Origin of the sequence: Melaminivora alkalimesophila (assembly GCF_000282995.1) — a bacterium.
GTDB classification, from domain to species: domain Bacteria; phylum Pseudomonadota; class Gammaproteobacteria; order Burkholderiales; family Burkholderiaceae_C; genus Melaminivora; species Melaminivora alkalimesophila.
Genome location: NZ_ALEE01000602.1, coordinates 1 through 18,955 on the forward strand (window position 1 = coordinate 1; position 18,955 = coordinate 18,955).

General features: G+C 68.2%; 20 protein-coding genes. 4 read left to right on the forward strand and 16 right to left on the reverse strand.

What is annotated here, in order from left to right; translation table 11 throughout:
- The 10 genes from A612_RS11725 to A612_RS11770 all read right to left on the reverse strand — a co-directional run.
- A partial coding sequence (locus A612_RS11725) for an enoyl-CoA hydratase/isomerase family protein (RefSeq protein WP_040436744.1) occupies window positions 1–335 on the reverse strand: 335 nt, incomplete at its 3' end.
- Between the two features lie 174 nt (window positions 336–509).
- Complete coding sequence (maiA, locus tag A612_RS11730; RefSeq protein ID WP_019374666.1) at window positions 510–1,160, reverse strand: maleylacetoacetate isomerase; 651 nt, start codon at window positions 1,158–1,160, stop codon at window positions 510–512.
- 26 nt (window positions 1,161–1,186) lie between these two features.
- Window positions 1,187–2,509: a TRAP transporter large permease gene (locus A612_RS11735; RefSeq protein WP_019374667.1), complete on the reverse strand. Its 1,323-nt coding sequence runs from the start codon at window positions 2,507–2,509 to the stop codon at window positions 1,187–1,189.
- On the reverse strand, window positions 2,506–3,048 hold the full coding sequence (locus A612_RS11740) for a TRAP transporter small permease (RefSeq protein ID WP_019374668.1): 543 nt from the start codon (window positions 3,046–3,048) through the stop codon (window positions 2,506–2,508). The genes A612_RS11735 and A612_RS11740 overlap by 4 nt, the downstream gene beginning before the upstream one ends.
- Before the next feature lie 64 nt (window positions 3,049–3,112).
- The gene (locus A612_RS11745; protein ID WP_019374669.1) at window positions 3,113–4,141 is read right to left on the reverse strand and encodes a TRAP transporter substrate-binding protein; all 1,029 of its coding nucleotides are present in this window, start codon (window positions 4,139–4,141) and stop codon (window positions 3,113–3,115) included.
- Between the two features lie 32 nt (window positions 4,142–4,173).
- Window positions 4,174–5,187, reverse strand: coding sequence for a fumarylacetoacetate hydrolase family protein (locus A612_RS11750; RefSeq protein WP_019374670.1), 1,014 nt, complete (start codon window positions 5,185–5,187; stop codon window positions 4,174–4,176).
- Between the two features lie 84 nt (window positions 5,188–5,271).
- Window positions 5,272–5,820 carry a VOC family protein gene (locus A612_RS11755; RefSeq protein WP_019374671.1) on the reverse strand — a complete coding sequence of 183 codons (549 nt, stop codon included), beginning with the start codon at window positions 5,818–5,820 and terminating at the stop codon, window positions 5,272–5,274.
- Between the two features lie 32 nt (window positions 5,821–5,852).
- The gene (locus A612_RS11760; protein WP_019374672.1) at window positions 5,853–6,077 is read right to left on the reverse strand and encodes a DUF2783 domain-containing protein; all 225 of its coding nucleotides are present in this window, start codon (window positions 6,075–6,077) and stop codon (window positions 5,853–5,855) included.
- A gap of 27 nt (window positions 6,078–6,104) precedes the next feature.
- Window positions 6,105–7,769, reverse strand: coding sequence for an FAD-dependent oxidoreductase (locus A612_RS11765; protein ID WP_019374673.1), 1,665 nt, complete (start codon window positions 7,767–7,769; stop codon window positions 6,105–6,107).
- A gap of 49 nt (window positions 7,770–7,818) precedes the next feature.
- On the reverse strand, window positions 7,819–8,784 hold the full coding sequence (locus tag A612_RS11770; RefSeq protein WP_019374674.1) for an MBL fold metallo-hydrolase: 966 nt from the start codon (window positions 8,782–8,784) through the stop codon (window positions 7,819–7,821).
- A 107-nt stretch (window positions 8,785–8,891) separates the two neighbouring features.
- On the opposite strand from A612_RS11770, the gene A612_RS11775 reads away from it, so the two are divergent.
- Complete coding sequence (locus tag A612_RS11775; protein WP_019374675.1) at window positions 8,892–9,797, forward strand: LysR family transcriptional regulator; 906 nt, start codon at window positions 8,892–8,894, stop codon at window positions 9,795–9,797.
- A gap of 24 nt (window positions 9,798–9,821) precedes the next feature.
- Here the strand turns inward: A612_RS11775 and A612_RS11780 are convergent, their stop codons facing one another.
- The 6 genes from A612_RS11780 to A612_RS11805 all read right to left on the reverse strand — a co-directional run bounded on the left by A612_RS11780 (window position 9,822) and on the right by A612_RS11805 (window position 16,710).
- Entirely contained in the window at window positions 9,822–10,517 is a 696-nt protein-coding gene (locus A612_RS11780; RefSeq protein WP_040436750.1) for an ABC transporter ATP-binding protein, read from the reverse strand.
- Window positions 10,518–10,522: 5 nt separating this feature from the next.
- Window positions 10,523–11,332, reverse strand: a complete 810-nt coding sequence (locus A612_RS11785) for an ABC transporter ATP-binding protein (RefSeq protein WP_019374677.1) — start codon at window positions 11,330–11,332, stop codon at window positions 10,523–10,525.
- Window positions 11,329–12,663, reverse strand: coding sequence for a branched-chain amino acid ABC transporter permease (locus A612_RS11790; protein ID WP_019374678.1), 1,335 nt, complete (start codon window positions 12,661–12,663; stop codon window positions 11,329–11,331). Before A612_RS11790 ends, A612_RS11785 begins: the two co-directional genes overlap by 4 nt.
- Window positions 12,664–12,667: 4 nt before the next feature.
- A complete protein-coding gene (locus tag A612_RS11795) occupies window positions 12,668–13,621 on the reverse strand; it encodes a branched-chain amino acid ABC transporter permease (RefSeq protein ID WP_019374679.1) in 954 nt (317 codons plus the stop codon).
- Between the two features lie 89 nt (window positions 13,622–13,710).
- Complete coding sequence (locus tag A612_RS11800) at window positions 13,711–14,946, reverse strand: branched-chain amino acid ABC transporter substrate-binding protein (RefSeq protein ID WP_019374680.1); 1,236 nt, start codon at window positions 14,944–14,946, stop codon at window positions 13,711–13,713.
- 126 nt (window positions 14,947–15,072) lie between these two features.
- Entirely contained in the window at window positions 15,073–16,710 is a 1,638-nt protein-coding gene (locus A612_RS11805) for a 3-(methylthio)propionyl-CoA ligase (RefSeq protein ID WP_019374681.1), read from the reverse strand.
- A gap of 176 nt (window positions 16,711–16,886) precedes the next feature.
- Here A612_RS11805 and A612_RS11810 point away from each other — a divergent pair, with 176 nt between their 5' ends.
- From A612_RS11810 to A612_RS11820, 3 genes are all read left to right on the forward strand, one after another.
- Window positions 16,887–18,386, forward strand: a complete 1,500-nt coding sequence (locus A612_RS11810; protein WP_040436752.1) for a protein adenylyltransferase SelO — start codon at window positions 16,887–16,889, stop codon at window positions 18,384–18,386.
- Window positions 18,383–18,796 (forward strand): peptide-methionine (R)-S-oxide reductase MsrB, encoded by a 414-nt coding sequence (gene msrB / locus A612_RS11815; RefSeq protein WP_019374683.1) that lies wholly within the window; start codon window positions 18,383–18,385, stop codon window positions 18,794–18,796. Before A612_RS11810 ends, msrB begins: the two co-directional genes overlap by 4 nt.
- Before the next feature lie 13 nt (window positions 18,797–18,809).
- On the forward strand, window positions 18,810–18,955 hold a 146-nt coding region (locus A612_RS11820; protein WP_040436748.1), incomplete at its 3' end, for a septation protein IspZ.

The following is an 18,955-nucleotide window of genomic DNA, read 5'->3' on the forward strand; positions in this document are numbered from 1 at the left end:
TAGTGGCAGCCGAGCGCCAGCTCCAGCCCGCCGCCCATGCAGACGCTGTGAATGGCCGCGACCACCGGCTTGGTGGACTGCTCGACGGCCGAGATGACGGTGTGCAGGTTGGGCTCGGCCATCGCCTTGTCGGTGCCGAACTCGGTGATGTCGGCACCGCCGGAGAACGCGCCGCCCGCGCCGGTGATGACGATGGCACGGACATTCGCGTCGGCCTGGGCCTGTTCCAGCCCTTGCACCACGCCCTGGCGGGTCGCCAGGCCCAAGCCGTTGACCGGCGGGTTGTCGAGGGTGATCACGGCCACGTCGCCGTGGACCTGGTATTTGGCGCTCATGCGGGACTTCCTTGGTTCTATGAAGGGAAAAGAACGGTCGTGCGATTTTTCATTGTAGGCAGCTGCGCGCGTTTTGCCATACCGCTTTGTCCCGATCGGGACAAGGCATGAAAAAAGGCGCTGCCTGCCCCGGGCAGCGCAGCGCCTTGCCGAGCCGGGCGGCCCGCTTTTTCGTCAGGCCGCGTCCGGCTGCCGGTCCGGCGCCGCCTGCTGGAACGCCGGCAGTTCCTCGCAGGCCGCGGCGATGCGCTGGATGGTCGGGTAGGCGTCCAGCGGGCACTGGAAGCGCCGGGCGTTGAAGACCTGCGGCACCAGGCAGCAGTCGGCCATGCCGGGCGCATCGCCATGGCAGAAGCGCCCCGTGTCCGCGCTGCGCGCGAGCATGTCCTCCACCGCCTGCAGGCCCAGCGCCACCCAGTGCGCGTACCAGGCGTTCTTGGCCGCGTCATCGGCGCCGAGTTCGTTCTTCAGGTAGCCCAGCACACGCAGGTTGTTCAGCGGGTGCAGGTCGCAGGCGATGGCCTGCGACAGCGCCCGCACCCGGGCACGCGCCACCGCCCCCTGCGGCAGCAGCGCCGGCCCCCCATAGGCCTCGTCCAGGTATTCCAGGATCGCCAGCGACTGCGTCAGCACGGCGCCGTCCTCGGTCTGCAACGCCGGCACCAGCCCCTGGGGGTTCAGCGCGCGGTAGGGCGCCTGGTGTTGCTCGCCGCCGCCCTTGAGCAGGTGCACGGGCAGGGTCTGGTAGGCCAGCCCCTTGAGCCCGAGCGCGATGCGCACGCGGTAGGCGGCCGAGCTGCGGAAATAGGAATAAAGCTTGAGCATGGACCTCGGAGTCTTCCGTACGAAATTCAGTTGAGGGCGTGGACCAGCCACAGCGACAGCCCGGGCACCAGCACCAGCAGCGCCGTGCGCACCAGGTCCGAGACGATGAAGGGCAGCGTGCCCCGGTAGGTTTCCTTCATCGGCACGTCCCGCGCCAGGCTGTTGATGATGAAAAGGTTCATCCCCACCGGCGGCGTGATCAGGCCGATCTCCACCACCATCAGCGCCAGCACGCCGAACCAGATCGCCTTGTCGGTCGGGTTCAGGCCCCAGTAGTCCAGGCCCATCACCACCGGCAGGAAGATCGGGATGGTCAGCAGGATCATGGACAGGCTGTCCATGACACAGCCCAGCACCAGGTAGATCAGGATGATCGCCACCAGCACCAGCATCGGCGACAGCCCGGCGCCCAGCACCCACTGCGCCACCGCGGCGGGCATCTGCGAGAGCGCGAAGAAGGCGTTGAGCAGGTCCGCCCCCAGCAGGATGAGAAAGATCATGGCCGTCGCCGATGCGGTATCGAGCCCCGCCTGGAGGAAGCCCTCCCAGCTCAGCTCGCGCGTGAGGAGCGCAAGCGCACCCGTAGCCATGGTGCCGATGGCCGCCGCCTCGGTGGGTGTGAAGATGCCGCCATAGATGCCGCCGATCACCGTGACGAACACCGCCACGATGGGCCAGACCTCGCGCAGCGTCTGCCAGCGCTCGGGCCAGCCCATGCGCGGCGCCGCCGGGCCGCTGCCGGGCGACAGGCGCACGTAGATGGCGATGGCCGCCATGTAGCCCCCCATCGCCAGCAGGCCCGGCACCAGCGCCGCCATGAACATCGAGGCCACGTTCTGCTCGGCGAGCACGGCGTAGATCACCAGCACCACCGAGGGCGGGATCAGGATGCCGAGCGTGCCGCCGGCGGCCAGCGCGCCGGTGGCGAGCGCCGGCGAATAGCGGTAGCGGCGCAGTTCCGGCAGCGCGACCTGGCCCATGGTCGCCGCCGTGGCAAGCGAGGAGCCGCAGATCGCACCAAAGCCCGCGCAGGCCCCCACCGCGCTCATCGCCACCCCGCCGCGGTAGTGCCCGAGGAAGGCGTTGGTCGCGCGAAACAGCCGCCGCGACAGCCCGCCGCGCGAGGCCAGGTTGCCCATCAGCAGGAACAGCGGCACCACCGACAGGTCGTAGACCGAGTAGCGCGCAAACGCCATGGTCTTGACGTAGTTCAGCAGCGGATTCCAACCCGAGACCAACGCATAGCCGATCGCCCCGGACAGCAGCATCGCCATGGCGATGTGCACGCGCAGCACCAGCAGCACGAGCACCAGCACGCCCATCGCGGCGCCGATCGCCACCCCGCTCACCGCCGCCTCCGGGCGTTGCCCAGCTGCACCCACGCCGTGTAGAGCGCGGTGAGCGCCAACAGGCCGAAGCCCGGGGCGATGGTCAGGTGCGCCCACCACAGCGGCCAGCCGAGGATCATCGAGGTCTCGCCGGTGGCGTAGGTGTCCCAGGCGCCCATGGCGCTGCGCCAGGCAAGCCACGCCGCCGCCAGCGCCAGCAGCAGCGCCGCGGCGGTGTCCAGCCAGGCGCGCAGGCGCGGGCCGGCACGCAGCGTGAAGAAATCCACGATGACGTGCGCGCCCTTCATCTGCGCATACGGCAGGAAGGCAGCGATGGCCAGCGAGCAGGCCACCTGCACCATCTCCACGTCGCCCAGCACGGGCGAATCGAACAGGGCGCGCCCGAGCACGCTCCAGGTCGAGAGCACGCACACCGCCAGCAGCAGCGCCACGCCGCCCAGCGCCGACAGCCGGGACCACGCCAGCAGGAAACGCCCCACGGCATCCTGCGGCGCCAGGGGCTCGGACGCACCCTCCGGGGCGCTGGAAGCATCGACCATGGTGTCAGCCTTCGTCGCGGGCGGCAGGCAGCAGCCGCGGCGCCACCGCCCTGCCCCGCCCTTCTTACTTCCGTTCGGCGTACTTGGCCGACAGGGCGCGCGCGTCCTCGACCATGGCCTTGCCGTCGTAGCCCTTGGCCGTGACTTCCTTGATCCAGTCATCCGTCACGCGCGCGGTGGCCTTCTGGAAGCCCTCGACCTCGGCGGCGCCGATGGTGTTGAACTGGTTGCCGCGCTCCTCGGCCTGCTTGCGCGCGGGCGGCGCCGACGCGTCCCAGGCGCGGCCGATGGAGGCGGAGAATTCGGCGCCGGAGTTGGCGTCGATCACCTTCTTCAGCTCGGGCGGCAGGCTGTCGTACTTCGCCTGGTTCATGGCGATGGTGAACAGCGTCGTGTACAGCCCCGGCTGCGGCGCGTTGATCTCCGAGTGGTACTTGGTCATCTCGTGCAGCTTCATGGTCGGGATGACCTCCCAGGGCAGCACGTAGCCGTCGACCACGCCCTTGGAGACGGCATCGGGCACCTGCGGCATGGGCATGCCCACCGGCGTCGCGCCCAGCGCCGCCACCATCTTGTTGGTCAGGCGCGTGGGCGCGCGCATCTTCAGGCCCTTGAGGTCCGACACCTTGGTGATGGGCCGCTTGTTGTTGTGCAGGTGGCCGCGATCGTGCACGTTGAAGGCCAGGGGCTTGACGCCCGCAAAATCCTTCTGGCCGTACTTCTCGTAGATCTCCCAGGCGGCGCGGCTGCCGCCCTCGGCGTCCTTGGTCAGGAAGGGCAGCTCCATGACCTCCATGGACGGGAAGCGCCCGGCCGTGTAGCCCGGCAGCGTCCAGACCACGTCCGCCACGCCGTCGATGGCCTGCTGGATCAGCTGCGCCGGCGTGCCGCCCAGCTGCATGGCCGGGTAGATCTGGCACTGCAGCTGGTTGTTCGACTCCTTGGCGATCTTCGCACACCAGGGCTCCAGCACTTTTTGCTGGCTCATGGCGGTGGGCGGCCAGAAGTGCGCCACCTTCAGCACGATGGGCTGCTGGGCGTGGGCCGCCAGGGCGGCGGTGGCGAAGGCAACGGCAGCGAGGGTTTGCTTCATGGCTTGGTCTCCTGGGAGGGTGGGATGGCGGCTCAGGGCGCGCTCTGGGTATCGACCTCGTTTTCGATGGTGCCGAAGATGCTGCGGCCCGCGCCGTCCAGCATCTCGATGCGCACCACGTCGCCGTGGTCCATGAACGGCGTCTTCGGCTGGCCCTGCTCGATGGTCTCGTAGGTACGCACCTCGGCCAGGCAGCAATAGCCCACCCCGCCGTTGTCGATCGACGAGCCCCAAAGGCTCCCCTGCTTGTTCGAGACCGTGCCCGAGCCGATGATGGAGCCGGCGCACAGAGTGCGCGTCCTCGCCGCATGGGCCACCAGCTGGCCGAAGTCGAAGGTCATGTCCACGCCGGCATTGGGCTTGCCGAACAGCTTGCCGTTCAGGTGCACCAGAAGCGGCAGGTGCAGCTTGGAATCCCGCCAAGCGTCGCCCAGCTCGTCCGGCGTCACGGCCACGGGGCTGAAAGCGCTGGCCGGCTTGCTCTGAAAGAAGCCGAAGCCCTTGGCCAGCTCGCCCGGGATCAGGCCGCGCAGCGACACATCGTTGACCAGCATCACCAGGCGGATCGCGCGGGCCGCCTGTTCGGGCGTCGCGCCCATGGGCACATCGCCGGTCACGACGGTGACCTCGGCCTCGAAATCGATGCCCCACTCCTTCCTGGCCACCACCTTGCCCCTGGGCGGCAAAAAGCCGTCGCTGCCGCCCTGGTACATCAGCGGGTCGGTGTAGAAGCTCTCGGGCACCTCGGCACCGCGCGCCTTGCGCACGAGCTCCACGTGGTTGATGTAGGCCGAACCGTCGGCCCACTGCCAAGTGCGCGGCAGCGGCGAGTGGCAGGCGGCCTCGACGAAGGGCTCGCCCTCGATGGAGCCGCTGTTCAGGGCTTCGTAGACCTGGCGCAGCTGCGGCTCGACGCTGTCCCAGTCGTCGAGCGCGGCCAGCATCGTGCGGGCGATGGAAGGAACGGCGCGCTGGCGCTGCAGGTCACGGCTGACGACGACCAGCGTACCGTCGCGGCCGCCTTGCTGGAGAGTGGCAAGTTTCATGAGACTTTCAGGGCTTGGGTGAAAGGGCTTGCGCCCCTGCGGGGCCGACCCCGGGGGCGGCGTGGCGGAGCCGGGGACGCCCGCTCAACGGGGCTGTCCCGAGCCGTCGTGCATCCAGCGCGCGTGCTGCGGTGCCTTCTTGGTGCGGTCCCACTCCTCGAGCATCTCCCACTTGACCTCGTCGAGGGCCTTGCTCATCGCCGGCGTGGTGGTGTCCACGGCCAGCTCCAGGCGGTGGCCCGAGGGGTCGCGAAAGTAGATCGACTGGAACAGCGTGTGGTCGACCGGGCCGAGGACCTCGATGCCATCGGCCTCCATGCGCGCCTTGACCTGCATCATGGTCTCCATCGACTCCACCTTCAGCGCCAGATGCTGCGTCCAGGCAGGCGTGTTGGCATCCGCCGGGCTGAGCATCTCGTCCTTGGTGGGCAGCTCGAAGAAAGCAAGGATGTTGCCGCCTCCCAGGTCCAGGAAGATGTGCATGTACGGGTCCGGCTCCTTGGTGGACGGGACCTCGTCCTCCGCAATGGCCAGGATGAAATCCATGTCGAGGTACTTCTTGTACCACTCCACGGTCTGCTTCGCGTTCTTGCAACGGTAGGCGACATGGTGGACGCCACGAACGATGGACATGAGGGTCTCCTTGGGTGGGCGGTTGGAAGGGCTCAGAGGCTGCCGCGCGCGATGCGCATCGCCTCGCGCAGCACGCCGATATCCCCGATGTGGTTGGCCAGCAGCAGGATCAGGCGGGCGTTGACGGTCTCGCTTTGCTCGTCGCTCAGGCCCTGGTGCATCTCGATCAGGGCCTCGTAGAAGTCGTCCCCCGGCGTGTAGGCCTGGAAGTAGCGCTTGCCGGGCTCGTGCAGGTTGGGCTGGGTGATCAGGGGCATGGCATCTCTCTTCACGGTCGCGCCTGGTCAGGCCTTGCCGCAGGCGCGTGCGACGGCGGCGCGCACCCGGGCTGGATCGAACTGGCGCCAGCGGGCTGCCACGTGCTGGTCCGGACGCACCAGGTAGGTGGTGCCGGGCCGCAGGTCGTAGCGTTCACGGACGGCGCCCTGCACGTCCACCAGCGTCACCAGGGGCGCCGGCGCCGTGCCTTGGCGCGCGACCACGATGGCGTGCACGCCCACCTCGTCCTGCGCGAGCGCGCCCAGCGCCGCCACCAGCGGTGCCTCCAGGGCGCCGGCGTCGTCCGCGCAGTACAGCAGGTGGAACCGGCCGCCCACGTGGTTCAGCAGCCAGCGCGCATCCCCGCCGGCCACCGGCGCATCGTCCATCGGCGCGCCGGGCACCATGGCGCCGGCGAAGGCGTCGCTGTCGGGCGTGTTGAGGGGCGAGTCCACCAGCCAGGTGGGGACCGACAGCCGCCCCGAATTCACCAGCGCGCGCGCAAAGGGATGTTCCTGCGCCAGCTCCAGCACGGCGTTGCGAAACGTCCTGCTGACCCGGCTCTTGGGGGTGATGAAGTCGGTCGAGCGGGTGGAGTTGGCGATGTTCTCGTCGGCCGCGAGGCAGCGCTCGCTGCTGTAGCTGTCCAGCAGCGATGCGGGCGCCTTGCCGTCGATCACCAGCTTGAGCTTCCAGGCCAGGTTGTCCACGTCCTGGATGCCGGAATTGGCGCCGCGCGCCCCAAAGGGCGAGACCTGGTGCGCGGCGTCGCCCACGAACAGCACCCGGCCGTGGTTGAAGCGGCCCATGCGCCGGCACTGGAAGGTGTAGACGCTGACCCACTCCAGCTCGAACGCGCGCCCGTCGCCCAGCATGGCGCGGATGCGCGGGATGACGCGCTCGGGTTTCTTCTCTTCCTCGGGATCGGCGTCCCAGCCGAGCTGGAAGTCGATGCGCCAGACGTTGTCGGCCTGCTTGTGCAGCAGCACCGACTGCCCCGGATGGAAGGGCGGATCGAACCAGAACCAGCGCTCGGCCGGATAGTCGGCGGCCATGACCACATCGGCGATCAGGAAGCGGTCCATGAAGACCTTGCCCTCGATATCCAGGCCCAGCATCTGGCGGATCGGCGAGCGCGCGCCGTCGGCCGCGACCAGCCAGTCGCAGCTCAGCGTGTAGGCGCCGTCGGGCGTCTCCACGCGCAGCGTGGCCATGTCCTCGTCCTGGCTGGCGGCGATGACATTGTTTTTGAAGCGCAGCTCCAGGTTGGGCAGCTGCCGCGCGCGCTCGACCAGGTACTGCTCGAGGTAGTACTGCTGCAGGTTCACCATGCCCGGGCGCTGGTGCCCCTCCTGCGGCCGCAGGTTGAAGCTGAAGACCTCGCCCTCGCGAAAGAAGGTGCGGCCCACGTCCCAGGACACGCCCTTGTCCACGCACGGCGCGCCGCAGCCGAGGCGGTCGAGGATCTCCAGCGCGCGCTTGGCATAGCACACGCCGCGCGAGCCGATGGAGACGGTGTCGTCGTTGTCCAGCAGCAGCACCTGCTGCCCCTGGCACGCCAGGTCGATCGCCATCGCCAGCCCCACCGGTCCGGCACCGACCACGACCACCGGGTAGTGGCCACTGCGCTGCTCGGCCAGCTCGGGCGGACACCGGTACTCGAACTTCGGGTAGGTGTAGGTCTTCAGCATGTCGCCTCCTGCGGGGTCCCGTGCGCAGCCGCTCGCTTTGGCGCGGCGCTCAGCCCTGCTGCAGCGCGTGCCACATCTGCTGGTCGCGCTCGGCGGTCCAGATGCGCGGGTCGCGGATGCCGCTGGCCTCGTCATGGGCGCGCGTCACGTCGAAGGGCAGGCAGTGCTCGTAGATGAACACATGGCCGAACTTTGGATCCATGGCGCGGCGCGTGTGCGCCATGGTGGCCTTCAGGTCCATGCCCTGCGCGACCGCCTCTTGGGCGCAGCGGTACAGCGTCGAGACGAAGTCGCGCGTGTAGGCCAGGCCCTTTTGCACCTCTGCGGGGGTCATCAACGCCGGGCCGCGGCCGGGCACCAGCTTGTCGAAATTCATGGCCGCCAGCCTGTCCAGGGTCTGCGGCCAGTCGGCGAGGTAGGCGTCGCCCGTGTAGCAGGCCGCGTCGGCCTCGACCAAGTCGCCCGAGAAACAGATGTTCTGGCTGGGGATGTAGACGATGGCGTCGCCCTTGGTGTGGCCGCGCCCGATCTGCTGGATGCGCACCTCCAGCCCCCCCAGCCAGATGGCCATCTCGCCCTCGAAAGTGAGGGTCGGCCACGTCAGCCCGGGCACGCTCTCCACGGCCTGGAACAGGCGCGGGAACCGCCCGATCTCCGAATCCATGTCCTGCTGGCCGCGCTCGACGATCAGGTCGTAGGTATCGCGGCTGGCGATGATCTCCTGCAGGCCCTCGCTGCGGTAGCCGGAGGCGCCCAGCACGCGCACCGCATGGTAGTGCGTGAGCACCACGTACTTGATGGGCTTGTCCGTGATCTCGCGCACCTTGGCGATCACGCCCTGGGCGGCAACGGGCGTGGCGGTGGCGTCGATGATCATCACGCCGTCGTCACCGATGATCACCCCGGTGTTCGGGTCGCCCTCGGCGGTGTAGGCATAGGCGTTGTCGCTGAGTTTTTCCCAGCTGATCTTCTTTTCCTCCAGGTCGGCCTGGGAGGCAAACTTCTTCTCGCTCACGACGCAGCTCCTCAGTGGCAGGGAACAATCGACTGACTGGTCGGATTAGACAGCCAAAGCATTCATCAGGCAAACACATTTTTATTATTCATTTATAGAATTGCCTTATGAATATCACATTGCGCCAGCTGCGCGCCTTCGTCGCCGCTGCCGAGACCGGCAGCTTCACGCTGGCGGCCGAGCGCCTGTTCGTCACCCAGTCAGCGCTGAGTTCGCTGATCAAGGAGCTGGAGCAGAGCCTGGGCCTGCGGCTGTTCGATCGCAGCACCCGCCGCCTGCGCCTGTCGGAGACCGGGCGCGAGGTCTATCCCCAGGTCGAGAAGATCCTGCTCGACCTGGATGCCGTCATGAGCGAGGTCGGCAACCTCAAGGCCCTGCAGCGCGGCAGCGTGCGCGTGGCGGTGCCGCAGCTGCTGGCCTGCACGTTGCTGCCCGAGGTCATGGCGGGCTTTCACCAGCGGCATCCGAACATCCACCTGCGGCTGGTCGACTGTGCCGTGGAGAGCGTGATGGCGCGCGTGTTCTCGGGCGAGGTCGACATCGGCATCGGCCCGGAGCGCCAGGCCAACTCCGACATCGATGCCGACCAGCTGTTTCGCATGCCCTTCATGGCCGTCATGCCACCGGCGCACCCGCTGGCGCGGCGGCGGCGCCTGCAGTGGGGCGACCTGAGCGGCCAGCCCTTGGTCACATTGCAGGGGCAGTTCACCGAGCTGCTGATGAGCGACGTGGGCGAGGCGGCGCGCGGCCTGCACAAGGAGGCCTTCACCCAGGTCACTTTCATGACGACGGCGCTGGCATTGGTGCGCGCCGGCCTGGGCGTGACCCTGTGCATGCCTTACGCGCGCACGCTGGTGGAGCAGTACGGGCTGGTCATGCGCCCGATCGGCGACCCGGTGGTCGAGCGCGCCTTCTGGATCTTCACGCGCCGCGGCCGCTCGCTCTCGCCTGCGGCGCAGGAGTTTCTGGAGCACCTTCGCCAGGAGCTGGAGGGCCAGCAGCCGGCCGGCTGAGGCGAAGGCGCCCCGTCGCTTTGCTCACACCTCCAGCCACTCCTTGCGCACCGCCGTGTTGGCGCGCAGCTCCTGCGGCGTGCCGTCGAACACGATGCTGCCGTGGCCCATGACCAGCGCCCGGTCGGAAATGGTCATCGCGATGGTCAGCTTCTGCTCGATCAGCAGCACGGAGATGCCCTTCTCCTTGAGCTTCATCAGGTATTCACCGACGAGCTCCACGATCTTCGGCGCCAGCCCTTCGGTGGGCTCGTCGATGATGATGAGGTCGGGGTCGCCCATCAGCGTGCGGCACAGGGTCAGCATCTGCTGCTCGCCGCCGGACATCACGCCCGCCTCGATGTTGCGCCGCTCGGCCAGGCGCGGGAACATCGCGTACATGTCGTCGAAGCTCCAGCGGCTGCCGCGGCCCTTGCCCTTCTGGCCCAGCAGCAGGTTCTGGTGCACCGTCAGGTGGGGAAACACGTCCCGGCTCTCGGGCACGTAGCCCAGCCCCAGGTGGGCGATCTCGTAGGCTTTTCTGCCCGCCAGGTTGGTGCCCTTCCAGTCGATGCGCCCCTCCCAGTGGACCAGACCCATGATGGCCTTGGCGGCGGTGGAGCGGCCCGAGCCGTTGCGCCCGAGCAGGGCCACGATCTCGCCCGGTCGGACCTCGAAGTTCACCCCGTGCAGCACGTGGCTCTTGCCGTAGTAGGCGTGCAGATTCTCGATCGTCAGCATGTGCGTCAATGCCCCTGTTCCTGCTGTGCAGCGATGACGGAGCCGAGGTAGGCCTCCTGCACCCGCGGGTTGGCGCGCACCTTCTCGGGCGTGTCGAAGGCAATCACCTCGCCATAGACCACCACCGCGATGCGGTCGGCCAGGCCGAAGACCACGCCCATGTCGTGCTCCACCGTGAGCAGCGTGCGCCCTTCCGTGACCTCGCGGATCAGGTTGATGAAGCGGGTCGTCTCGCTGGTGCTCATGCCCGCCGTGGGCTCGTCGAGCAGGATCACGCTGGCGCCGCCGGCAATCGTGATGCCGATCTCCAGCGCGCGCTGCTCGGCGTAGGTCAGGTTCATCGCCAGCACGTCGCGCTTCGGGCCGAGCTGGATCATCTCCATGAGCTGCGTGGCGCGCTCGTTGGCGTCCTGCAGGCGCGACAGGAAGCGCCAGAAGGCGTAGCGGTAGCCCAGGCTCCACAGCACGCCGCAGCGCAGGTTCTCGAACACGCTGAGCTTGGGGAAGATGTTGGTGATCTGGAAGCTGCGCGACAGCCCCATGCGGTTGATCTCGAAGGGCTGCTTGCCGTCGATGCGCGCACCATGCAGCAGCACCTCGCCGCTGGTGGGCGCAAAGCGCCCGCTGATCAGGTTGAACAGCGTGGACTTGCCCGCGCCGTTCGGTCCGATGATGGCCACGCGCTCGCCGGCGCGCACCGCCAGGTCCGCGCCGCGAATGATCTCGGTCTTGCCGAAGCTCTTGCGCAGCCCGCGCAGCTCCAGCGCATGGGCCGTGCCGGCCGGCGGCACGGGGTTCGTGGGGGTGGTCGTCATGCTGTGGCCTCCGCGCGCCGGATCCGTTGCTCGATCTCTTCCTGGATGGCGCTCCAGCGGCGCAGGAAAACGCGCCGGCTCCACTCCAGCAGCACAGCGCCCACCGCGAACACGGCGCCCGCGCCCAGCCAGGCGCTGGCGCTGCGGGTGTTGAGCTGCATGCCCAGGAAGCGCAGCTCGTCGCCCATCGCGGCGTTGAGCTGCAGGTGGTAGGTCATCTCGACCATGGCGGCCGCGCCCAGCACCGTCAGCAACCCCGTGGCCGCCAGCGCCAGGTACGGCAGCGCCAGCGCGCGCAGGCGGCCGAAGCGCGCCACGCGCACGTTCATCATCAGCAGGCTGGCGACGCCGCCGGGCGCATACATCACCATCAGCAGGAACACCAGCCCCAGGTACAGCAGCCAGGCCTTGGACAGCTCCGACAGCAGCACCGAGGCGAACACCAGCAGCACCGCGCCGATGATCGGCCCAAAGAAGAAACCCGCGCCCCCGAGGAAGGTGAACAGCAGGTAGGTGCCCGAGCGCACGATGCTCACGCTGTCGGCGCCGGTCACGATCTCGAAGTTGATCGCCGCCAGCGCCCCACCCACCCCGGCGAAGAAGCCGGCGATGATGAAGGCGAAATAGCGCACGCGCTGGGTGTTGTAGCCGATGAATTCCACGCGCTCGGGGTTGTCGCGGACGGCGTTCAGGATGCGGCCCAGCGGCGTGCCGGTGAAGGCATACATGAGCGCCGTGCAGATGAAGCAGTACACGGCGATCAGGTAGTACACCTGGATCGAGGGCCCGAAGTCGATGCCGAAGAAGCTGCGCCCGTACACCCGGTCGGTGGTGATGCCGCCCTCGCCGCCGAAGAATTCCGGCAGCATCAGCGCCATCGAGGCGACCAGCTCGCCGATGCCGAGCGTGATCATGGCGAAGGTGGTGCCCGACTTCTTGGTCGTGACGAAACCCAGCAAGATGGCGAAGAAAGCCCCCGCCAGCCCGCCCACGATGGGCATCAGCACCAGCGGGATGGGCAGCTCGCCGCGCCCGGCCATGTTCATGGCGTGGATGGTGATGAACGAGCCCAGACCGGTGTAGACGGCGTGGCCGAAGCTGAGCATGCCGCCCTGCCCCAGCAGGATGTTGTAGGACAGGCAGATGATGATCAGATAGCCGATCTGGGACAGCATGGTCAGCGCCAGGCTGCTCGTGAAGATGTAGGGCGCCACGATCAGCGCCAGCGCGAACAGGCCCCAGGCAAGCAGCCGCCCGGTGTTCAGTGGCCGGGTGCGGTCGCGGCCGTCTGGCGGCGTGGCTGTCGAGGAAGTGGTAGCAGCAGCAGTCATGGTTTCAGTCCTCGCGCGTGCCCAGCAGGCCACGCGGCCGGAAGATCAGGATCAGGACCAGAAACAGGTAGGGCAGGATCGGCGCGACCTGCGAGACGGTGAGCCGCAGCAGCGGCCAGCCGAAGGTTTCCTCGTTCACGGTGAAACCCAGGGAAGACAGTGCGCCCGCGGCCGAGTGGTCCAGCGCCACGGCGAAGGTCTGCACGATGCCGATGATCAGCGAGGCGAGGAAGGCCCCGGCGAGCGAACCCATCCCGCCCACCACCACCACCACGAAGATGATCGAGCCCACCGACATGGCCATGGCCGGCTCCGTGACATAGGTGTTGCCGCCGATCACCCCGGCCAGCCCGGCGAGGGCGCAGCCGCCGCCGAACACCAGCATGAAGACGCGCGGCACGTTGTGGCCCAGGGCCTCGACCATCTGCGGGTGCTTGAGCGCCGCCTGGATCACCAGGCCGATGCGCGTGCGCGTCAGCAGCAGCCACACCGACAGCAGCATCAGCACCGCCACCAGCATGATGAAGGAGCGCGACTTCGGGAACTGCGTGCCATACAGCGTGAACAGCGGCCCCTGCAGGGAGGGCGGCAGCGCGTAGGGCACGGTGGAGCGGCCCCAGACCAGCTGCACCACTTCCAGAATCAGGTAGGACAGGCCGAAGGTGACGAGCAGCTCCGGCACGTGGCCGAACTTGTGCACCCGCCGCAGGCTGTAGCGCTCGAAGGCCGCGCCCAGGGCGCCGACCAGCAGCGGCGCGATGAACAGGGCCGGCCAGAAGCCCACGACGCCCGAGAGCGTGTAGGCGAAATAGGCGCCCAGCATGTAGAAGCTGGTGTGCGCGAAGTTGAGCACGCCCATCATGCTGAAGATCAGCGTCAAGCCCGAGCTCAGCATAAACAGCAGCAGCCCGTAGCTGACGCCGTTGAGCAGGGAGATCACGAAAAACTCGAGATTCATCGAAGACCCGTGCAACAGAAAAAACCGCCAGTGCGGAAAAAAAAGGCCCGAGCTGCCTCGGGCCCCAAGCTTTCACCCCTCGGAACGCATCAGGACGGGCGCTTCATCTGGCACGACGTCGGCGTGCTCGACACGTAGGGCTCGTAGTACTTGACCGGCACGAAGGTGTGGCCGGTGTTCTCGGCATCGTTGGGATGCTTGGCGTCGGTCTTCTCCCAGCGCGTGACGAACAGGCCCTGCTGCAGCTGGTGGTCGGTCTTGCGCATCTCGACCTCGCCGTTGAAGCTGTTGAACTTCAGGCCTTCGAGCACCGGCGCCACCTTGGCCGGCTCGGTGGTCTTGGCCTTGGCGAAGGCGGTGTCGAGCATCGCCAGGCCATGGTAGACGGCCAGCGCATACAGGTCGTCGTCGAACTTCTTCTTGAAGTCGAGCACGAGGCGGTTGATCTCGCCGGGCAGGTTGTTGTGGCCGTAGGAGACCATGTAGACCCGCCCCGCCGCGCCCGCGCCCATGGCGGTGGGCGCGCCCGTGACGCCGCCGTAGTAGGTGTAGAAGCTGACGTTGGACAGCCCGGCGTCGTTCGCCGCCTTGATCAAGAGCGCCAGGTCGGAGCCCCAGTTGCCGGTGATCACCGTGTCGGCGCCCGACTGCTTGATCTTGGCGATGTAGGGCGCGAAGTCGCGCACCTGCGCCAGCGGCGCGAAGTCGTCGCCGACGATCTCCACGTCCGGGCGCTTGCGCTTGAGCATCTCCTTGGCGTACTTGGAGACCTGGTGGCCGTGCGCGTAGTTCTGGTTGATCAGGTAGACCTTCTTGACCTCCGGGTGGTCCTTCATGAAGGTGGTCATGGCCTCCATCTTCATGGAGGTGTCGGCATCGAGCCGGAAGTGCCAGTAGCTGCACTTGCTGTTGGTGAGGTCCGGGTCCACCGCCGCGTAGTTCAGGTACAGCACCTCCTTGCCCTTGTTGCGGGCGTTGTGCTTGTCCAGCGCATCGATGATGGCCAGCGCCGGGCCGGAGCCGTTGCCCTGCACCACGTAGCGCGCCCCCTGGTCCATGGCCGAGCGCAAGGCGCTGGTGGTCTCCTGGGGCGAGAGCTTGTTGTCGATGCCGATGATCTCGAACTTCACGCCCGAGCTGTTCTTCTTGTTGAACTCCTCGGCCAGGAACTGCCAGCTCTTGAGCTGGTTCGTCCCGACCGCCGCCATCAGGCCGGACAGCGGGTCCAGCCAGGCGATCTTGACGGTCTCCCCCTGCTGGGCAAAGGCGGTGCCGGCGCAGGCCAGCAGCACGCTGGCTGCCACGGTCCTGATGGCGAGCTTCATGGGCTTGTCTCCTTGGTTGGTTGTTTGCGGATGCATGGGGGCAGCGTACAAGCTCCGTCCGCACTGCCCTTCAGGGATTGCCCCTAGCCGCTATCGCCCAGGCGACTGCGGCCGGGGAGCAGTCCCTCAGAGACCGGGCAGGCGGTAGTCGGCCAGTTGCTCGCGCAGGCGTGTCTTGAGCATCTTGCCGGTGGCTCCCAGCGGGATGGCATCGACGAACACCACGTCGTCCGGGATCTGCCACTTGGCGGTCTTGCCCTCGTAGAAGGCCAGCAGTTCCTCGCGCGTGAGCTGCGCGCCCGGCTTGAGCGCCACGGCGACGATCGGCCGCTCGTCCCACTTCGGGTGCGGCATGCCGATGCACGCGGCCATGGCCACCGCCGGGTGCGCCATGGCGATGTTCTCGATGTCGATGGAGCTGATCCACTCGCCGCCGGACTTGATCACGTCCTTGCTGCGGTCGGTGATCTGCATGAAGCCGTCGGCGTCGATGGTCGCCACGTCGCCGGTCGGGAACCAGCCGTGGCCGTGCTCGTCCTTGACCAGCGGACTGGAGCCGCGGTAGTAGCTGTCGAGCACCCAGGGGCCGCGCACCATCAGGTCGCCGAAGGTCTTGCCGTCCCAGGGCAGCTCGCGCCCCTCGCCGTCGACGATCTTCATGTCGACGCCGAAGATCGCCCGGCCCTGCTTTTGCAGCCAGTGCATGCGCTCGGCCTCGGGCAGGTCGAGGTGCTTGTTCTTGAGCGAGGCGAGCGTGCCCAGCGGGCTCATCTCGGTCATGCCCCAGGCGTGCAGCACGGTGACGCCGTAGCCCTCCTGGAAGGCCGTGATCATCGCCGGCGGGCAGGCCGAGCCGCCGATCACGGTGCGGTTGAGCGTGCGGAACTTGCCGCCCACGCTGCCCACGTGGTTGAGCAGCATCTGCCACACAGTGGGCACGCCCGCGGCGAAGGTCACGCCCTCGGCCTCGATCAGCTCATAGACCGACTTGCCATCCAGCGCCGGGCCGGGGAACACCACCTTGCAGCCCGTGAGCGCGGCCGAGTACGGCAGACCCCAGGCGTTGACGTGGAACATCGGCACCACCGGCAGCACGGCGTCGCGCGCCGACAGGCACATGACGTCGGGCAGCGCCGCGGCGTAGGCGTGCAGCACGGTGGAGCGGTGGCTGTAGAGCGCGCCCTTGGGGTTGCCGGTGGTGCCGCTGGTGTAGCACAGGCTGGAGGCCGTGTTCTCGTCGAACTCGGGCCAGGCGTACTGGTCGGAGGCGCCGCCGATCCACTCTTCGTAGCTGACCAGACCCGGAATGCCCGAATCCTGCGGCAGCTGGTCGGCGTCGCACAGCGCCACCCACTGCTTCACCGTCGGGCACTTCGCATGGATCGCCTGCGCGATCGGCAGGAAGGTCATGTCGAAGCACAGCACGCGGTCTTCGGCGTGGTTGACGATCCAGGCGATCTGTTCGGGGTGCAGGCGCGGGTTGATGGTGTGCAGCACGCGGCCCGAGCCCGAGACGCCGAAATACATCTCCATGTGGCGGTAGCCGTTCCAGGCGATCGAGGCCACGCGGTCGCCGCGCTCCAGGCCCAGCCCGTCCAGCGCGTTGGCCAGCTGGCGCGAGCGCCGCGCCAGGTCGCGGTAGGTGTAGCGGTGGATATCGCCTTCGACCCGGCGCGAGACGATCTCCCCATCGCCGTGGTGGCGTTCGGCAAAAGCGATCAGCGAAGAGATGAGGAGGGGTTGGCTCTGCATCAGGCCCAGCATCGGTGTCTCCTTGGAAGGATGAAATAGAAAGCGAAAAAGACGCGAAAAAATGCGTGCAGCATCGTAGCCGCGATCCGCCGCCTTCCCTGTCGCCTACCCGCCAGGAAACACCCGGGAAAACGCGCCCTTGGCCCTCGTCCAGGCGGGTTTTGCCCAAGGCGCGGACAATGGCCCGCATGTCCGTACCCGCCGCCGCGTCCTCTCCGCCCTCGACCGCCGCCACGGCCTGCGGCTGGCGCCCGACCTGGGAGCCCGGCTTTGCCGCCCTGGGCCCGGCCTTCGTGCGCCCGGTGCAGCCGATCCCGCTGCCCGCCCCCTACTGGGTCGCGACCAGCGCCCCGGCAGCGCAGCTGCTGGGCCTCCCCGAAGGCTGGGACCGCTGCCCGGAACTGCTCGCGGCCTTCAGCGGCAATGCGCTGCTGCCCGGCAGCCAGCCGGTCGCCACGGTCTACAGCGGCCACCAGTTCGGCGTCTGGGCCGGCCAGCTGGGCGATGGGCGCGCGCTGCTGCTGGGCCAGGTCTGCGGCCAGGAGCTGCAGCTCAAGGGCAGCGGCCGCACGCCCTTCTCGCGCATGGGCGACGGCCGCGCCGTGCTGCGCTCGTCCATCCGCGAGTTCCTGTGCAGCGAGGCCATGCACGCGCTCGGCATCCCCACCACGCGCGCGCTGTGCATCACCGGCTCGCCCGCGGCCGTGGCGCGCGAGGAGTTGGAGACCGCAGCCGTGGTCACGCGCCTCGCGCCGAGCTTCGTGCGCTTCGGCCACTTCGAGCACTTCGGCGCGCGCGGCCAGATCGACGAGCTGCGCGCGCTGGCCGATCACGTGATCGCGCACCACTACCCGCAGTGCGCCGCCGCAGGCTCCTCCGAACGCGCCCCCTACGCCGCGCTCCTGCAGGCCGTGACCGAGCGCACGGCCCGGCTGCTCGCGCACTGGCAGGCCATCGGCTTCTGCCACGGCGTGATGAACACGGACAACATGAGCATCCTCGGCCTGACGATCGACTACGGGCCCTTCCAGTTTCTCGACGCCTACGACCCGGGCCACATCTGCAACCACAGCGACACCTACGGGCGCTACGCCTTCGACCAGCAGCCGGCCGTCGCCTGGTGGAACCTGCGGCGCCTGGCGCAGGCGCTGCTGCCGCTGATCGACGACGTGCCGCTCGCCGAGGAGGCACTGTCGGGCTACGAGGCGCGGCTCAACGAGGCCTACCTGGCGCTGATGCGCGCCAAGCTCGGCCTGGCGAAGCCGCATGAAGCGGAGGCCGAGCTGCTGCAGGAGCTGCTGGCCCTGCTGGCGGCGGACCGGGTGGACTACCCCATCTTCTGGCGGCGCCTGTCGCACGCCGTGGGCTCGGGCGACTTCGGACCGGTGCAGGCGCTGTTTGCCGACGGCCCCGCAGTGCAGGCCTGGCTCGCCTCCTACCGCGCGGCGCTGCAGCCGCAGGACGCTGCGCAGACGGCATCGCGGATGCTGCGGTGCAACCCGAAGTTCGTGCTGCGCAACCACCTGGCCGAGCAGGCCATCCGCGCCGCGAAACTATCGGACTTCCGCGAGGTCCAAACGCTCCAAGCGCTGCTGGCACGCCCCTTCAACGAGCACCCGGGCCACGAAGCCCATGCCGGCTTTCCGCCCGAGTGGGCGGCCCACCTTTGCATCAGCTGTTCCTCATGACCTACCCCATCCGCAAATCCGACGCCGAATGGCAGGCCCATCTGAGCGCCAAGGGCGCCGAGCCCGGCGCCTTCGAGGTCACGCGCCGCGCCGCCACCGAGCGGCCCTTCACCGGCAAGTACGAGCGCCATTGGGCCGACGGCAGCTACCACTGCATCTGCTGCGGCGCCAAGCTCTTCGATTCGCATGTGAAGTTCGACGCCGGCTGTGGCTGGCCGAGCTTCTCCGAGGCCGTCCCCGGCGCCATCCGCGAGATCGAGGACCGCAGCCACGGCATGGTGCGCACCGAGACGGTTTGTGCACAATGCGGCGCGCACCTGGGGCATGTGTTCCCCGATGGGCCGGCCCCCACGGGCCTGCGCTACTGCATGAACTCCGCGGCGCTGGACTTCGAGCCGCCGGCGCCGTGAGCGGCGAGACTCCATGAAACTGCTGATCGACTTCTTTCCCATCGTCCTGTTCTTCGCGGCCTTCAAGCTGTGGGGCATCTACGTGGCCACGGCCGTGGCGATCGCCGCCACGGTGGTGCAGATCGCCTGGCTGCGCCTGCAGCGCGGCAGGGTCGAGCC

Coding starts and splice junctions, on each gene's coding strand:
- A612_RS11775 (WP_019374675.1), top strand. CDS start 8,892: ATGAATATCACATTGCGCCAGCTGCGCGCCTTCGTCGCCGCTGCCGAG.
- A612_RS11780 (WP_040436750.1), bottom strand. CDS start 10,517: ATGCTGACGATCGAGAATCTGCACGCCTACTACGGCAAGAGCCACGTG.
- A612_RS11745 (WP_019374669.1), bottom strand. CDS start 4,141: ATGAAGCAAACCCTCGCTGCCGTTGCCTTCGCCACCGCCGCCCTGGCG.
- maiA (WP_019374666.1), bottom strand. CDS start 1,160: ATGCTCAAGCTTTATTCCTATTTCCGCAGCTCGGCCGCCTACCGCGTG.
- A612_RS11765 (WP_019374673.1), bottom strand. CDS start 7,769: ATGCTGAAGACCTACACCTACCCGAAGTTCGAGTACCGGTGTCCGCCC.
- A612_RS11810 (WP_040436752.1), top strand. CDS start 16,887: ATGTCCGTACCCGCCGCCGCGTCCTCTCCGCCCTCGACCGCCGCCACG.
- A612_RS11790 (WP_019374678.1), bottom strand. CDS start 12,663: ATGACTGCTGCTGCTACCACTTCCTCGACAGCCACGCCGCCAGACGGC.
- msrB (WP_019374683.1), top strand. CDS start 18,383: ATGACCTACCCCATCCGCAAATCCGACGCCGAATGGCAGGCCCATCTG.
- A612_RS11800 (WP_019374680.1), bottom strand. CDS start 14,946: ATGAAGCTCGCCATCAGGACCGTGGCAGCCAGCGTGCTGCTGGCCTGC.
- A612_RS11805 (WP_019374681.1), bottom strand. CDS start 16,710: ATGCTGGGCCTGATGCAGAGCCAACCCCTCCTCATCTCTTCGCTGATC.
- A612_RS11785 (WP_019374677.1), bottom strand. CDS start 11,332: ATGACGACCACCCCCACGAACCCCGTGCCGCCGGCCGGCACGGCCCAT.
- A612_RS11760 (WP_019374672.1), bottom strand. CDS start 6,077: ATGCCCCTGATCACCCAGCCCAACCTGCACGAGCCCGGCAAGCGCTAC.
- A612_RS11755 (WP_019374671.1), bottom strand. CDS start 5,820: ATGTCCATCGTTCGTGGCGTCCACCATGTCGCCTACCGTTGCAAGAAC.
- A612_RS11795 (WP_019374679.1), bottom strand. CDS start 13,621: ATGAATCTCGAGTTTTTCGTGATCTCCCTGCTCAACGGCGTCAGCTAC.
- A612_RS11750 (WP_019374670.1), bottom strand. CDS start 5,187: ATGAAACTTGCCACTCTCCAGCAAGGCGGCCGCGACGGTACGCTGGTC.
- A612_RS11740 (WP_019374668.1), bottom strand. CDS start 3,048: ATGGTCGATGCTTCCAGCGCCCCGGAGGGTGCGTCCGAGCCCCTGGCG.